At 62.9% G+C, this 16,036-nt stretch carries 13 protein-coding genes; 3 read left to right on the top strand and 10 right to left on the bottom strand.

All coding sequences use genetic code 11. The annotated features are described in order from the left end of the window. Nucleotides 1-111: 111 nt before the first annotated feature. The 6 genes from GCT13_RS06635 to gltA form a co-directional block, all read right to left on the bottom strand. Entirely contained in the window at nt 112-456 is a 345-nt protein-coding gene (locus GCT13_RS06635) for a hypothetical protein (RefSeq protein ID WP_087737246.1), read from the bottom strand. A gap of 207 nt (nt 457-663) precedes the next feature. After that, nucleotides 664-1,503: a tetratricopeptide repeat protein gene (locus tag GCT13_RS06630; protein ID WP_321574218.1), complete on the bottom strand. Its 840-nt coding sequence runs from the start codon at nt 1,501-1,503 to the stop codon at nt 664-666. Then, a complete protein-coding gene (ku, locus tag GCT13_RS06625) occupies nt 1,500-2,462 on the bottom strand; it encodes a non-homologous end joining protein Ku (RefSeq protein WP_152756161.1) in 963 nt (320 codons plus the stop codon). The genes GCT13_RS06630 and ku overlap by 4 nt, the downstream gene beginning before the upstream one ends. Nucleotides 2,463-2,610: 148 nt before the next feature. After that, nucleotides 2,611-3,351 carry a YukJ family protein gene (locus GCT13_RS06620; RefSeq protein WP_152756159.1) on the bottom strand — a complete coding sequence of 247 codons (741 nt, stop codon included), beginning with the start codon at nt 3,349-3,351 and terminating at the stop codon, nt 2,611-2,613. A 37-nt stretch (nt 3,352-3,388) separates the two neighbouring features. Next, complete coding sequence (locus GCT13_RS06615; RefSeq protein WP_152756157.1) at nt 3,389-5,668, bottom strand: amylo-alpha-1,6-glucosidase; 2,280 nt, start codon at nt 5,666-5,668, stop codon at nt 3,389-3,391. 360 nt (nt 5,669-6,028) lie between these two features. After that, complete coding sequence (gltA, locus tag GCT13_RS06610) at nt 6,029-7,330, bottom strand: citrate synthase (RefSeq protein WP_152756155.1); 1,302 nt, start codon at nt 7,328-7,330, stop codon at nt 6,029-6,031. Between the two features lie 368 nt (nt 7,331-7,698). Between gltA and GCT13_RS06605 the strand changes: the two genes are divergently transcribed. After that, nucleotides 7,699-8,100: a hypothetical protein gene (locus tag GCT13_RS06605; protein WP_152756152.1), complete on the top strand. Its 402-nt coding sequence runs from the start codon at nt 7,699-7,701 to the stop codon at nt 8,098-8,100. A gap of 13 nt (nt 8,101-8,113) precedes the next feature. Here GCT13_RS06605 and GCT13_RS06600 read toward each other — a convergent pair whose 3' ends face one another. From GCT13_RS06600 to GCT13_RS06590, 3 genes are all read right to left on the bottom strand, one after another. Further along, nucleotides 8,114-8,896: an alpha/beta fold hydrolase gene (locus tag GCT13_RS06600; protein WP_152756674.1), complete on the bottom strand. Its 783-nt coding sequence runs from the start codon at nt 8,894-8,896 to the stop codon at nt 8,114-8,116. A gap of 229 nt (nt 8,897-9,125) precedes the next feature. After that, nucleotides 9,126-10,178, bottom strand: coding sequence for a rod shape-determining protein (mreB, locus tag GCT13_RS06595; RefSeq protein ID WP_152756150.1), 1,053 nt, complete (start codon nt 10,176-10,178; stop codon nt 9,126-9,128). Between the two features lie 216 nt (nt 10,179-10,394). Then, nucleotides 10,395-11,054, bottom strand: a complete 660-nt coding sequence (locus GCT13_RS06590) for an alpha/beta hydrolase (RefSeq protein WP_152756148.1) — start codon at nt 11,052-11,054, stop codon at nt 10,395-10,397. A gap of 540 nt (nt 11,055-11,594) precedes the next feature. Here GCT13_RS06590 and GCT13_RS06585 point away from each other — a divergent pair. Next, the gene (locus GCT13_RS06585; protein ID WP_152756672.1) at nt 11,595-13,115 is read left to right on the top strand and encodes a DHA2 family efflux MFS transporter permease subunit; all 1,521 of its coding nucleotides are present in this window, start codon (nt 11,595-11,597) and stop codon (nt 13,113-13,115) included. 373 nt (nt 13,116-13,488) lie between these two features. Here the strand turns inward: GCT13_RS06585 and GCT13_RS06580 are convergent, their stop codons facing one another. Further along, on the bottom strand, nt 13,489-14,247 hold the full coding sequence (locus GCT13_RS06580; RefSeq protein ID WP_152756146.1) for a helix-turn-helix domain-containing protein: 759 nt from the start codon (nt 14,245-14,247) through the stop codon (nt 13,489-13,491). A 1,557-nt stretch (nt 14,248-15,804) separates the two neighbouring features. On the opposite strand from GCT13_RS06580, the gene GCT13_RS06575 reads away from it, so the two are divergent. Then, the coding region (locus GCT13_RS06575; RefSeq protein ID WP_152756144.1) for a transposase at nt 15,805-16,036 on the top strand (232 nt) is incomplete at its 3' end.

Raw genomic sequence — 16,036 nt, 5'->3', positions numbered from 1 at the left:
CGCCCGCCCTATGCGGCGCTGCAAAAGTGTCGAGTATGAACGGTGGACGTCTTGCGATCAGCTATCGGGATTGCAATGCTGTGTTTGAAAATCGGTACCGAGGCTGGTCGATCAAAGCGCTTCCTGGCACAGCGACATCATTCGCTGCACCATCGTGCTCGCCTCGTTCAATTCCATTTCGCTCGTAAAGAGCGCGTTCACGCTGGAAAGACGCACGGCAATACCCGCGTCCAGCAGATCCTCGCTTGCGATTTTCAGCGCGAGCTGCCCGATCTTGACCCGATCGAGCCAGTGCATCTTCACGTCGTTTTTTCTCAGCCAGCGGCGGCAGCATTCGACGACATGATCGACACGCCATTCCTGTGTAAGGGCATGCGAAGCCGCCGCAATCGCGACAAGGAAGCAAAGCAGTTCCGGACGCGCACTGTCGGCGTCGTTGAATTCGGGTTTCAGCATGGGTTGTGACCTCTATTCCTGTCTTCACTACGTGCGTACCGTTGCACCGAAATCAACCCGTGCGCATGGCGAACAAGAGAGCCCGCGCAGGCGTTTCTCGCACACTGGTTCTGCGTGCGTAAGCGGAAAGTCTACGCCTTTTTGGACGCTCGCCAATCGACAATCAGCTGAACGGACGTGCTCGAAATATCGGCGCGGACAGGCGCTCTAATTCGTCAGCCGCCGATACGCATTCAGATGCCGCAGCAACCCCTGCTGGTCGCCGAGACCATCGAGAAGAATGGCGAGATTGTGGTGCGCATCCGCGTACGACGGATCGAGTTCGAGACAACGCTCGTAGCTTCGCTCCGCATCCGCAAGCCGGTCCAGTCCCTCGAGCGCCACCGCGCGATTGAAATGAAGCACGGCGTCTTCGGGGAAATACGACAGCGCGTCGTCGAATACGCACAGCGCGTCTTCGCAGCGCGCTTCGCTTTCGCACAGCAGCGCGCCGAGATCGACATACGCGGCATAAAACGGCTCGGGCGAAAGCGCGATCGCTTTCCTGTACGCCTGCTCCGCGCCCTTCGCATCCGACTCCATCAATTGCCCGGCGAGGCCGTACCATTCGTCGGCCTCGCGCGCGGCGTCCTTCGGTTGCGGCGACGATTCGAGAAACACCACGTCGCCCTTGATCTGCGCCACTTCGAAGTCGAGCAGATGCTGGCCCGTTATCGCGTCCCATTGCGATGGTCCCGTTCGCACGACGATCTCATTGCCGACGGCCGTGACGCGAATGCCCGACAGCGGCAACGCTTCGGGCAGTTCGGACCTGAGGCGCTGCAATGCCTGCACGATCTTGCGCGGAGGAATATTCGATGCGCGCAACTGGAGCGCCGTCCTCAGCAGCACGACATCCTGAAACGTGAAGCGCAGCGCGTTGCGCGGCCCGCGCGTCGGCGTCACGAAGCCGGCGTCGACGAGTCCCGAGACGACTCGCCGCGACACGCCCAGCATCGACTCCAGCTCGCGCATCGACAGGCTATGCGCCGCGTCCGCTCTCGTCACTTGCGCGCCCGAACCTTGGTGGGCACTTCGGCAGCGGGGGCTTTCGCCGCGCGCGCGGCAGGCTTGCGCGTTCTCGGCGCAGCGGCGATGTCGGTCGCGGGCTCGGCGGGCTTGCGCTTTTGCGCGCTCGCGGACGGGCTCTCAGACGGGCTCGCGGACGCGGTAGCAGGCTTGGCCCTCGCGCCGCCTTTCAGACTCGCGCGCAATGCTTCCATCAGGTCGATCACTTCGCCGCCCGGCTCGGGCACATCCGCGCGCTCGGCCGAGATGACCTGCCGGCCTTCGATCTTCCTGTCGATGGCCTCGAGGATGCGTTTTTTCTCCTCGTCCTCGTATGCGCTGGGGTCGTAATGGTCCTCGGCGCCCTGCTCGATGATCTGCATCGCGAGCTTCAGCTCAGACGCGGTAACGCTCACGTGCTCGATGCTCAGGTCCTTCAGCGAGCGCACTTCGTCCGCGAACAGCAGCTGCTGGAACACGAGGCCGTCTTCGGCCGGCCGCACCTGGACGATGCGGGTCTTGCCCTTGAATGCCCACTTCGCCAGCGCGCAGCGGCCGCTTTCCGCAAGCGCTTGTTGCAGCAGGCTATAGGGCTTGCCGCCGCGCTTGTCGGGTGCGATGTAATACGCCTTGTCGTAGTAGACGGGATCGACCGATTTCTCCGGAATGAAGGCCACGATCTCGACGACGTGGCTCGCGCTTTCTTCGAGCGCCTTCAGTTCGTCGGCGGTGAAGACGACGAAGCGGTCTTTCTCGAACTCGTAGCCCTTCTTCATCGACGAGCGTTCGACGACGGCGCCCGTCGTCTCCGAGATGTATTGCTGCTTCACGCGGGAGCCGTCGGGCGCGAGCATATTGAAGCGCACGTCCGACCCGCTTTCGGTCGCGGAATAGAGCCGCACAGGAATCGACACGAGGCCGAACGAGAGGGACAACGATGCAATCGAGCGTGCCGCCATGAGCTTCTCCCGTGGGCTGCCGCGCCTGCCAGCACTCGTCGGATGAAACCGGCGCAAGCGCGACGCCGCCCCTGAAATTAACGCTGAACGCGTTTGCAAGCTTAGCACCGTGTCAGCATCGTGCAGCGATGGGCACGTCAGCGTGTCGCTAGCCGAGAATCGGATGCGACGTTCCGGGAATCGGCCAGCCCCGGTTGTCGGTCGGCACGAGCTGCGTCTGGAACGCCACGAAGAGCGCCTGAAACCGCCCATCCACTTCGACCATCACCGCGCCGTCCTGAAAGGTCCCATTCTCCGACGTATGGTCCCTCACGTGGCTGCCCGGCTGCGGCTTCGGATTGCCCTGGTTCATGTGCGTTTCGTGCAAGCCGTCCTTCTCAGACTCGAACAGAAAGCCGAAGCCGTACACGCTGACAGTCTTCGTGGGCTTCCAGCCGCGCCGCGTGTCGTTGCCGCTCTTGCTTCGATACACATAGTCGACGGGCGCCGCCGACATGTCGAGCTCCAACATCCCGTTGACGAGCGCGTTGATGTCGTTGTGCTCGGCCTGCGTATCGAGCGTGATGGGACGCATCGTCGTGAGATCGACGAGGCGCGTATCGTGCACGTAGTCCAGCTTCGGAAATCCTGTCTGCGTGAGGCCAAGCGGCAGCTTCGCGAGATCTGCGATCATCGGATGATCGAAATACTGATTCCACGCATAGAGCACGTGGTATCCGGCGGGACCCGTGAGCGAACTATCGGACTTCACATTGGTGACGATCTCGAAGTCGCCCCCTTTGGTGTCGTCGACCACGATCAAATAGTGCGGGTCGCCTTTGTAGCCGTCGAGAAAGGGCACGCCCAGTTTCAGCGTGCCCTTGAACACGACGTAGACGTTTTGCGGCATGTTCGGGCTCCGTCGAAGAAGGTTGAAAGGCGACGGCTTACAACAGCGCGATCACCCGCACATCCCCCTGCTCCGCCGACGCCACGACCTTGCCCGCGACGCGCCGGAACGTGATCGACACCGACGAATCGCCGACGCGCAGATCGCTGATCTCGATCCAGTCGATGCCTTCAGGCAGCATCGGCTGCTCGATGAGCACTTCGCGCCGCGCCGCGTCGATCGTTACGCCCAGGCACGCTTCGAGCATCATGAACGGCGAGCCGGCCGCCCAGGCTTGCGGCAGACAGGCGACGGGGTACGCCGTCGGCGGTTCGCCACGGCGGCGCGGAAAGCCGCAGAACAGCTCCGGCAGCCGCATGTCGAAATTGACGGCCGCCTGAAAGAGCGCCTGCAACAGACGCACGGCGGCCGCCTTGGCGCCGTAGCGCGCGAGGCCGCGCGCGCAGATCGCGTTGTCGTGCGGCCAGACGGAGCCGTTGTGATACGCCATCGGATTGAAGCGCGGCTGGCCCGCCGCCAATGTGCGCACGCCCCAGCCTGTATGAAAGAGCGCCGACTCCAGCGAGCGCGCCACCGCTTCGCCGCGCTCGCGCGACGGCAAGCCGAACGCAAGCAGATGCCCAGCGTTCGACGCGAGCACGCGGCACAGGTCGCCCTTGCCGTCGAGCGCGATGCCGTAGAAGTTCGTGTCGTCCATCCAGTACCTGTCTTCGACGCACGCGCGTATCGCCATTGCGCGCTGCATATAGCGCGTGGCCTCCCCGGTCTGGCCGCGCAGCGTCGCGAAGCGCGCCATCGTGTCGAACGCGGCGCTCGCATAAGCCTGCACTTCGACGAGCGCGATGGGCCCGTCTGGGTAGCGTCCGTCCGCGTGAAAGACGGAATCGTGACTGTCCTTCCAGCCCTGGTTCGCAAGGCCGCTGTCCGACGCGCGCTGATAATCGAGCAGACCATAGCGGTTGCGGTCACACACGGCCGACACCCACTTCGTCGCGCGTTCGAGCGCGGGCCACAGTTCGTCGACGAGCTTCGTGTCACCCGTGCGCGCAACGTACGCGCCCGCGAGCACGATGAACAGCGGCGTCGTATCGACACCGCCGTAGTACAGCGCGAACGGCACCTCGCCCGTCGCCGCCATTTCGCTGCGGCGCATTTCGTGCATGATCTTGCCGACGGCGGCATCGCGGAACGCGGAGTCCTCCTTCGCCTGATGCTCGGCGAGAAAGCGCAGCACGCCGCGCGCGAGAGCGGGTTGCAGCCACAGCGTCTGCAACGATGTGATGACGGCGTCGCGTCCGAACGGCGTCGAGAACCACGGAATGCCCGCATACGGATACGGCCCCGTCGCGAGATCCGTCGTCAGCAGATTGAGGTCTGCCTGCGAGCGGTCGATCCATGCGTTGAAAAGCGGATTGCTCGAGCGCACGCGCGCCGATGCGCGACGCCGCTCGCGCATCACCAGGTGCGCGTCGACGAGCGCCGCGCGCACGGCCGAGCGGCCCACGCGAGGACGTGCCGCATCGATCTGCGACACGTGAAGCTCGGTGACGGTATGCGTCGATTGCGGCACGTTGACGTCGGGCGCGCCCTTGTGCGCCTCGACCTGCACGGCCACCGACAGATAGATCGACACGCATGCCTGCGCCGGCAGCTTCACCGAGTAATCGGCGCGGCCCGCGAGCAGCTTGTCGGGCATCGGCGAAAACGCGACGCGCACGCGTCGCGCGACGTCGTCGAGACCGACATAGCCGAGCAATACTTCGTTCTTGTGCACGCGCGGTGTTTCGATCGTGCCTTCACGATCGCGCTTCAGGCCGCGCACTTCGAACATGTCGCGAAAATCGCTCGCGAACGAAATGGACAGCGGCACGACCGCATCCGTCGTGCCATAGTTGGTGAGCTCGATCGCTTCGTTCATCACCGTGCCCGACAGCACACGCACGCGTTCGACGTGAATCACGCCTTCCGGCGTGCTGCTGCCGCCGAGCGGCGGCAGCGGGCGGTTGGTCAGATGCGCGGTGAATGAAGTGTTGTCGCTGCTGACGCTGCCCGACAGCAGCGACGGCGCGCGGCCGCCGAAGGTCAAACGCAGTTGCGACAGCACGCGGGTATCGTTGACGAACAGGCCGTCGTCATGCCCTGTGACATCGCCGAGCGGATCGTTGACGATGAACGTGCCGCCCGATTTCAGCACATGCTGCGTCGCGGCGGCGAGGTTCAGGTTTTCCGGCGCGATGAACGCGCTGTCGTTGTCTTCGCCCTGATAGTCCACGCCGCCCTGATGGGTCAGTCCGCCGAGTGCTTCTGGATCCTGCATCAGCATGCTCCTGTGCTAGTGGCTTCGTTCCGATTGTAGAGGGTTCGCGCAATTAGGACAGAGGATAGCGCGGCGGGTGCCCCGATCTCCATGATTTTTTCGTGTAATGCATGAAGCGGGAATCGAGCGGCACGCATGGCACGGGTCGTGCTGTCGATGCGTGAAATGGCTTCAGGCGAGCAGCGCACCCTCTCACACGCGAACGGAACGCAAAGGAATTGATTCGCCATCCTGCCGATATCGAATGCAGCGCCCGAATGAAAAAAGGCGCCGTTTCCCTCTTGCGGAAACGGCGCCTGCGCTTCAGACGATGCCGCGGATAGCGGCGTTCAAAAGCAAGCTTCGATAACTGACAAACGATTAGCGGCGCGCGACCGGCTTCGCGTCACGCGGCGTCTCGCCGATGAACAGCTGACGCGGACGGCCGATCTTCTGCTCGGGATCGGCGATCATTTCGTTCCACTGCGCAATCCAGCCGACAGTACGCGCCATCGCAAAGATGCACGTGAACATCGCAGTGGGGATACCCAGCGCGCGCTGCACGATGCCCGAATAGAAATCGACGTTCGGGTACAGCTTGCGCGACACGAAGTACTCGTCTTCCAGCGCGATTTTTTCTAGCGCCATTGCGAGCTTGAACAGCGGGTCGTCGTGCAGGCCCAGTTCGTTCAGAACTTCGTGGCACGTTTCGCGCATCAACTTCGCGCGCGGATCGTAGTTCTTGTACACGCGGTGGCCGAAGCCCATCAGCTTCACGCCCGAGTTCTTGTCCTTCACCTGCTTGATGAACTCAGGAATGTTATCGACCGAGCCGATTTCTTCCAGCATGTTCAGCGCCGCTTCGTTCGCGCCGCCGTGCGCCGGGCCCCACAGACAGGCGATACCGGCTGCGATACACGCAAACGGATTCGCACCCGACGAACCGGCGAGACGCACCGTCGACGTCGACGCGTTCTGCTCATGATCTGCGTGCAGGATCAGGATGCGGTCCAGCGCGCGCACCAGCACGTCGTTGACCTTGTACTCTTCCGCCGGGTTCGAGAACATCATCTGCATGAAGTTCGCGCTGTACGACAGGTCGTTGCGCGGATACACGAACGGCTGACCGATCGAGTACTTGTACACCATCGCGACCAGCGTCGGCAGCTTCGCGATCATGCGGATCGCGGAAACATCGCGATGCGTCGGGTCGTTGATGTCGAGCGAGTCGTGATAGAACGCCGACAGCGCGCCAACTGCGGCGACGAGAATCGCCATCGGGTGCGCGTCGCGGCGAAAGCCACGGAAAAAGAAATGCATCTGCTCGTGCACCATCGTGTGCTTCGTGACGGTGTCTTCGAACTCTTTCTTTTGCTGCGCATTCGGCAGTTCGCCTTTCAGCAGCAGGTAGCACGTTTCCAGAAAGTCGGCATTCTGCGCGAGATTGTCGATCGGGTAGCCGCGATACAGCAGCTCGCCCTTGTCGCCGTCGATATACGTAATCGCCGAATTGCACGACGCCGTCGACATGAAGCCCGGATCGTAAGTGAACTTGCCCGTCTGTCCGTAGAGCTTGCGAATATCGATTACGTCGGGACCCATCGATCCTTTATAAACCGGCAGTTCGATTTTCTCGTCGCTATTCGAAAACGACAGCAAGGCTTTGGTCGTTGATACGTTCATCTGGGATTCCTTTCGACTTTGCATTCCTGAGACGTTGCGAAGCCGGCGATCACGCGCATCCGCGCCTCCGGCAGCCGTGTGCATTCTACGACCCGCATGCCGTTTGATTGCATCGCTCTCGCGCAACAATCAATCTCGTACGAAGCAATACTCGACCGTGGAATAAAGGCTCCCGCCGACAGACAAATGAAAGAGAGAACGCTCAATGCAACAATGTTTTGTTCCAGCACGGGACGCCAAACGCAATCGTGTCTGAGATACTGGATTGGTGTTGAGCTTCCCCTGCAAAACACAATGCTGTCTTTGACCCGCCGCGCGATCCATTGGGCGGCGGGTCTCTTTTAAAGTCAGACACAGGAATGCACAAAATGAACATGAACATCGACACGCTCTTTCCCGCGACAGAAGATACGGACGATTTCGTCGTCACGGCGCTGAATCATCAGGACATCGTGCTCGCTCTGTCGGCGGCGCTCGCTACGGAAAAGGTCGCGGTTCTGCACATGCTCTATCCGCGCACGGACGCGCGCACGCACCGCAGCCTCGACGAACTCGTCGACCGTCTGCATGGGCATGGCCTGCATCAGGTCGCGCGTCTCGTCTCGCAGGAAGCGCATTACCTCGTGTTCAAGGAGCCGGTGAAGGCGTGGAAAGCGTTCAACGAGATCCGTCACGACTCGCTCGCGATCGGCGTGCATCTGTACTATCGCGGCTTCGTCGGTGAAGCGGCCGAGCGCGCGCTCGATGTCGACGCGCACGCGAAAGGCTGACCTGTCAGAAACTTCAACGCGCGGCCTGAACGAACGCGTCGACGAAACGGTTGAAGGCGGCGGGATGCGCGAGATTCATCCCATGCGAAGCGCCCATCACCGTTTCGCGGCGCGCGTCGCGCAGCCATGACGCGAGCGTTTCGGCTGTGCGCCGGAACATCGGCGGACTCTTCTCACCGTCGATCAGCAGCACCGGGCACTTCACATCCGATGCGTCGTCGGGCGTATAAGCGGGCAGCGGATCACGGAACTGGCGTGCAAGCGTGTGCGCATTATCGGTCGCCATGCGCCGGAAATTCGGCGTGCTCTTCGACCAGAAGCCCGGACGGCTGACGGAATCGACGAAGAGTTGCAGCCCCGCATCGACCTGTCCTTCTTCGATCAGTCGCGCGGCACGCGCCCTCAACGCATTGACCGTCTCCGGCAGGCTCGCGGGCGCACGCTCGCCGATCTGCAGCGGCCCGCCCGGATCGGCGAGCGTCAGTGTCTTCACATGGTGCGCGTGACGGCGCGCGAAGTGATACGCGACACAGCCGCCGCGCGAATGCCCGACTACATGCGCCGCGCCCGCGCCGAAACGCTCGATGAACTGCGCGACTTCATCGGCGTGACTGCTCCAGCTGAACGGAATCGTCGCGGGTGTATCGGCGGCGGGCCAGTAGTGCGTGAGACTCACGGCCACGCATCGATAGCGCTTCGACAAGCCCGCGAGCTGCGCGTCCCAGTAACGGTAGTCGCACAGCGAGCCGTGCACGAAGAGCAGCAGCTCGCCCTCGCCCTGCTCGACATAAGGCATGCGCAAGCCGTTGGGCAGATCGACGAAATGCGGTGATGAAGCGGAAATCGGAGTCACTGAAGGAGGCCAATGAAAAAGGCGCGCGGTCCACGACACGCGCGCCACAAAGCTTCATTGTCACACAGCGCTTTCGCGCGCGTTTGCCGCTGTCGGATACGTCGCGGGCAACGCGGGGAAGCTGCCTTAGAGCGCCCTTTGAAGCGCTCCAAAACAATGTCAAACGATTGCGTCAGTCATACGCCGACATTTCGACCAGTCCTGCGCTCGCCGCCACGCCTGCGCCGCGCACGGCGCACGTCAGAGGCTCGTCGGCAACGCGCACGTCGATGTGCAGTTCGTTGCTGAAGTAGCGCGCGAGATTGCCGAGCAGCGCGCCGCCGCCCGTCAGCACGATGCCCGCGTCCGCGATATCGGTGACGAGCTCGGGCGGCGCATTTTCCAGCGCGGCCTTCACGGCCCCCAGCACCTGACGCAGCGGCGCGGCGATCGCATCGACGACATCCTGCGTCGACAGCTCGACCGTGCGCGGCAAGCCGTCGTCGATGCCACGTCCCGTCGCGCGCATCGTATCGGGCGGCACGATTGCGAGCGCCGAGCCGATCGTTTTCTTCACGTGCTCCGCCGTCTGCTCGCCGAGCAGCACATGGAAGTTGTTGCGCACGTGCTTGATGATAGCCGCGTCGAACTGGTCGCCGCCGACGCGGATCGAGCCCTTGTACGCGGTGCCGCCCAGCGCGATCACGCCGATCTCCGTCGTGCCGCCGCCGATATCGACGACCATCGAGCCCGTCGCCGACGACACCGGCAAGCCCGCGCCCACGGCCGACGCGAGCGACTCGTCGATCAGGTTCACTTTGCGTGCGCCGGCGGCAGCCGCCGCTTCTCGGATCGCGCGGCGCTCGACCTGCGTTGCGCCGGACGGCACGCAGATCGTGAACGACGCGCGGCGCGCGAAGAACGGCCGCGGACGCGCCATGCCGACGAACTGCCGGATCATGTGTTCCGCCGCCGGGAAATTGGCGATCACGCCAGCCCGCATCGGGCGCACCGCTTCGAGATTGACGGGCGTGCGTCCGAGCATCTGCTTCGCCTCGTCGCCGACCAGCGCGACGCGCTTGCGCCCCGCCGCCGACTCATGCTTGTCGAAGCACACCACCGACGGCTGATTGAGCACGATGCCGCCGTCGTCGGTATAGATCAACGTGTTGGCCGTGCCGAGATCGACCGCCACGGAGTCGCTGAACAGGCGTCCAAAAACCGATTGCGCTTGCGATCTGGCCATAGTCAGGCTCTTTTGAAAGTGTTGAGCTGCCGAGGCGGCAGCGAAAATGTCACACCGCGAGTGAGCAGTGCGGCAGCGCGTCGGAAACTTCTTCCGGCCCCTGAACGCATATCGGCAGATACCTGGCGAACTTTAGGAATATTGATTCAGGATGTCGCGCCGCCGCGCGAGCGGCCGTATCGACGAATCTCGTGTGTGTTTGCGATGAAGGCGTTTTCAGCTTCGCGCGAGCGGCGCCAGCGCGCGCACCAACGCTTCGCGGGCGAGCTCGACGCCGTCGCCGGAAATCGTATGGCCGACGCCCGGCAGTGCGAATGCTTCGACATCGAAGCCCGCGTCCGTCAGCGCGATTGCGGCGCGTTCGGTTTCCTGCACGGGAATCACGGCGTCATCTTCGCCGTGGATCAGCGTCACGGGCGTGGCGCTGAGCGTCGTGATGGGCGACGCGAGCCGCCCCGAAAATGCGACCACGACAGCCGCGCCCTGCGGATTCGTCGCCACGTGATGCAGCGACATCATCGAGCCTTGCGAAAAGCCCACTAGCGCAAGCTGGCTGTAACCGAGGCCCCAATGCGCGAGCTCGGCGTCGAGCATCTTTTGCAGCGCGGGCCATGCGGCCGCGACACGCCCGGGACGGTTGCTTTCGTCGACGTCGCGCAGGCTGAACCATTGACGCCCGCCGAAGCCGCCGTCGAACGGCTCGCTGCCGTCGAGCGAGACGAACGCCGCTTGCGGCAGCGCTGCACGCCAGAGGTCCGCGAGCGGAACGAGGTCCTGAGCATTGCTGCCGACGCCATGCAGCAGCACGACCAGCGCCGTCGCCGGTCCATCGGCGGGCGCGAGCCGCCAGCCGTTGTCGAATCGTTCCCAGGCCATCGCCTTCATCCTTTCATCTTGCGCGGCGTGCACTGCGGGCCTTTCCGCTGCCGTGTCACGCGCAGGCGGGAGCATACGCCGCACGTCGCGATTTTGCGCGCGTTTTGCGCGAAGCGTGTGTGGCGCCCAACAACTGACATCGACAGACGACGCAGCACTGGACAACGCATTTCTGTTCCGCTCTTCGGCACACGCAAAGTGCGGGCCTAAACGCGCGATAAGCGCGATAAGCGCACCTAAGCGCGGACTCGAACGCAATCGCGCAACGCACAACCCCGCCGCGATCTCGCGATGAATCCCGCGCGCACCTGTGCAATCGGCGGGTGCCGGTTGCCGCTTGCGACTATCATCGGCATGAAGGGCCGTCAGCCACTGCCGACAACGCCGTGCCGTCCGACGGCTTGCGTGTGTTCACCGCCGGAGATCCGCTTGAGCGAACCGAACGATCCGAACCGACCGAACCCTTCGAACCCATCGAACGACTCACCCACCCCGCCGAAGCCCGCCGCGCGGCCGCCCGGACCGCCTGCTCCACCGCCGCTGCATGGCGGGCAACTCGCGCTCGCGACCTTCGCCGTCGCGCTGGCGACGTTCATGAACGTGCTGGACACGTCGATCGCCAACGTTGCAATCCCAACGATCTCCGGCAATCTGGGCGTGTCCGTCGATGAAGGCACATGGGTCATCACGGTGTTCGCGGCATCAAACGCCGTGTCGATTCCGCTGACGGGCTGGTTCACGCAGCGCTTCGGGCAGATCAGGCTGTTCGTCGGCGCGATTCTCGGCTTCGTGATCGCGTCGTGGCTGTGCGGCGTCGCGCCGTCGCTGCCCATTCTGCTGCTCGCACGCGTGTTTCAGGGGGCCGTGGCCGGTCCGCTGATTCCGCTGTCGCAGGCGATTCTGCTCAGCTCGTGGCCCAAGGAAAAATCGTCGAGCGCGCTCGCGCTGTGGGCGATGACGGCGACCGTCGGCCCGATCGCGGGCCCGGCGCTCGGCGGCTGGATCACCGACAGCTACTCGTGGTCGTGGATCTTCTACATCAACATTCCCGTCGGCATCTTCGCGGCGGGCGTCACGTGGATGATCTACCGCACGCGCGAAACGCCGACGCGCAAGCTGCCCATCGACGTCGTCGGCCTCGGCCTGCTGATCACATGGGTCGCGTCGCTGCAGATCATGCTCGACAAAGGCAAGGATCTGGACTGGTTCGGCTCGCCCGTGATCGTCGCGCTCGCGGTGACGGCGCTGATCAGCTTCGCGTTCTTTCTCGTGTGGGAGCTGACGGAGCCGAATCCCGTCGTCGATCTGCGGCTCTTTACGCAGCGCAATTTCCTGGGCGGCACGATCGCGATTTCCGTCGCGTACGCGGTGTTCTTCGGCAATCTCGTGCTGCTGCCGCAATGGATGCAGGAGTATTTGAACTACCGCTCCGTCGACGCCGGGCTCGTGACCGCGCCGCTCGGCATCTTCGCGGTGATCCTCGCGCCCGTGATGGGCCGCGTGCTGCCGCGCTCGGACGCGCGCATCATCGCGACGCTCGCGTTCGTCGGCTTCGCGATCGTGTTCTTCATGCGCTCGAAGTACGTGATCGAGATCGACACGTGGCACCTCGTGCTGCCGACACTGCTGCAAGGCATCCCGATGGCGCTGTTCTTCGTGCCGCTGACGGCCATCATTCTCGCCGGCCAGCCGGGTCCGAAAGTGCCGGCGGCGGCGGGCCTGTCGAATTTCGTGCGCGTGTTTTGCGGCGCGGTGGGGACGTCGATCGCGGGCACGGCCTGGAACAACCGCACGATCCTGCATCACGAACGCCTGACCGAGCAGGCCAACGCGAACAATCCGGCGTTCGCGCAGCAGATCGACGCGACGCAGACGCTGTTGCACGTGAGCCCGTCCACATCGAATGCGATGTTCGATTTCACCGTGAACACGCAGGCCGCGATGATGGGGCTGAACGATATCTTCTATGCGTCGGCGATCATCTTCGTGCTGATCATTCCCCTCATCTGGATCACGCGGTCCGTGCGGGGCGGCGGCGGGGACGCGTCGGGCGCGCATTGAACGTGTATTGAGCGCGCGTTGGCCGCGCATTGAACACGCGTTGAACGCGCGTTGGCCGTGCATTGGCCGTGCATTGGACGCGTATTGGCCGTGCATTGGCCGTGCATTGGCCGTGCATTGGCCGTGTATTGGCCGCGCGTTGGCCGCGCGTTGGCCGTGCATTGGACGCGTATTGGCCGTGCATTGGACGCGTATTGGCCGTGCGTTGGCCGTGCGTTGGCCGTGCATTGGCCGTGCATTAGCCGCGCGTTGGCCGAGCATTGGACGCGTATTGGCCGTGCGTTGGCCGTGCGTTGGCCGTGCAATGAGCGCGCATTTGACGCGCAACGAACGCGGATGCAAAGGCGCGCGCCCACGAAGCGTCTTCGCGCGGTCAGCGGAAAAAGCGCGCGGGCGTTTCTCCGAGCGCGTCCCTGAACACGGCGATGAACGACGACACGTCGCTGTACCCAACCGCGAGCGCGACTTGCGTGACGCTCGTGCCCGCGCCCAGACGCGAGAGCGCCGTCAACAGGCGCAACTGCTGACGCCACTGGCCGAACGTCAGCCCCGTCTCCTTCGCGAAAAGACGCGCCGCCGTGCGCGCCGTGATGGCTGCGGCATCGGCGAAATCGTCGAGCACGCCGGGCCTGCCGGGGTCGGCCGCGAGCGTATCGGCGATCAGACGCGCACGCGGGTCGCGCGGATAGATCAGCGAAAGCGGCGGCACGTGCGCGAGGCGCGGCAGACGGTCGGCGAGCACGGCCATCAGGCGCGACTCTTCGTCGTCGGCCGGCGCGTGCGGATCGAATGCCGACGCCGCGCCGAGCAATTCGTTCACCAGACGGTCGACGGCCACGACGCAACAGCGCGTGGGCACGGATGGCGCGCCCGCATCGACGTGCAGGATGCGCAGCACGACAGGCGCCTCCGACGACATCCGGTGCAACACATCCGGCAGCATCCAGACGGCGTGATGCGGCGGCGCGACCCACAGGCCGCCTTCCGTATGCACGCTCAACACACCTTGCGCGACATGGACGAACTGCGCGCGGCGCTGCGTTCGCCACGGCTGATCGAGTGCCCTGTGACGCGCGCCCAGCACGAAAGCCGTCCGCGCGACAGATTCGGGATCGATGGAAGCATCGCTCATCTGACTGTCCGTTTTGCCCTGTCAGGAACCGAAACCGACCAACATTAGCATGCACGATCTGCGGATGCTTCATTCCGGTGCAACGCCGCCAATGCGGCAATCACGGAAGCAGTGACAGCTATGGAGAAACATCAAAGTCTGCGGGAAAAAGCTGGTCGGAGGGCCCTACAACCGTCGAAGTCTTAACCAAAAGACAGGGTCAAAGTTTGCAGCAGCGGTTTGCGATTTTTGAGACTACGTCAATTCCGGGTGCGCAAAGTCTGCGGGATCGCCCAACAACAACCGTTGTGCAAGCGACTACAAAAAGTGCCGCATCGAAATCATGTGCGGCGCATTAGATGGGGGCGCACCATTGCGAATCGGAATATGTAGCCAACACGTTGTGCGGATAGTTATCCATCGCAGCCATCCTGGCCTCAACGCCGGCAGCCCGCCTGCATTCACGCCCATCCGTAGCAACGCACGCGGCTACGCTTTCTATCTCCGTTCAAGAGAAGTTCCCGCGGAGGTGCTACAAGGACCGCCCCCAGCAGGTTCAACTAGCGTTGGTCCAATTCCTGGTTAACACTTGCTAGTGAGACGATCTTCGACAGAATTCACCAATTCGATTCCCCGGATTCGCTCTCGCCGCTCCCTGGTAAGGTTACTTCTCCGCAACCCGGCTGTCCGTAGAGCTTCATCGCAGTCGCCCAGCCGTTGTCCCGATGCTAAGTTGGCAAGCCAGGAAATGACCCGCTCAACATAGGCGAGACGGCATTCAACCAGTTCCACCAAAACGGCCTCAAAAGATCTGTTCCCGCCCAATGCTCGAGGAAAACCAGCTCTTTCGAGAATGGCCCGTCGAGTTGCCATGATGGGGGGCTCGGCCGATATTAATACACCCCACGCCTCGCGGATCTGATCAGGGGTTGGTTCCTTCCGCCGGACCGCCCCTTTCGTTCGCCCCGGTGGCCGGTGAATCCGATTAAACGTGCGCAACCAATCTGGGTCATTTTTCAATAGCGCCTTATGAACGGCTGGATCAGCTTCAGCCGCTGCGGTGATGCGCCTTTCCGGTGAGGCGTTCATAACCAACCGGCGCCATGTCGCGCGCAATTTCTTCAGCTCACCAAACTTAATGTTGCTCCGCTTTTCACTGTACGCCCAATGATAAGATAAATGTAACTTTCGTGCCGCAGACCATACGCTGTCTCCTTTAGCAATCAACGCGCGAGACCGTTTCCGGTAGCGATCGCCATATGCGATCGGAATCAGTTGTGCAGCATCATATTGAGCGGCTTTCCGCATCCGGTATGATACCCCGCACGTACATACGAGCTTCCATCTGTCTTTTCGCATCGAGACAAATTCAAGGACGTCAGCACTTCGATGCAATACCCCCTTACATGAGTACGCTTCCCAAAACGGTGCCACCACTTCCTTCTCACTTGCGAAGTTTGAAGCTTTACAGCTGATCAACGGCAAATATGATCCCGGCGATTCCACGTGGTGTGAGCTTGCCCCCGAAAAACGAATCCCTTGCTGAGCGTTTAAACTCATGCAAGGAGAAACAAGAAGATGAGCAAGACAAAGCGGGCGCGATACACGCTCGAATTCAAGCTGGAAGCGGTACGGCTGGTCAAGGCCGGCCAGAGCATTGCGGCGGTGGCTGCGACGCTGGACGTGCCGACCCAATCGATTTCCAACTGGGTCAAGGCTGAGCACGAAGGCAAGCTCGGCGGAGCCGGTACAAAGCCGGTAAGTCCGGAGCAGATGGAATTATCGAGACTGCGTGCCGAAGTGGCCCGCC

Origin of the sequence: Paraburkholderia franconis, assembly GCF_009362735.1 — a bacterium.
GTDB lineage: Bacteria > Pseudomonadota > Gammaproteobacteria > Burkholderiales > Burkholderiaceae > Paraburkholderia > Paraburkholderia franconis.
Note: the sequence above shows the minus strand (reverse complement) of the source record. Positions and strands in the feature narration are given on the sequence as shown.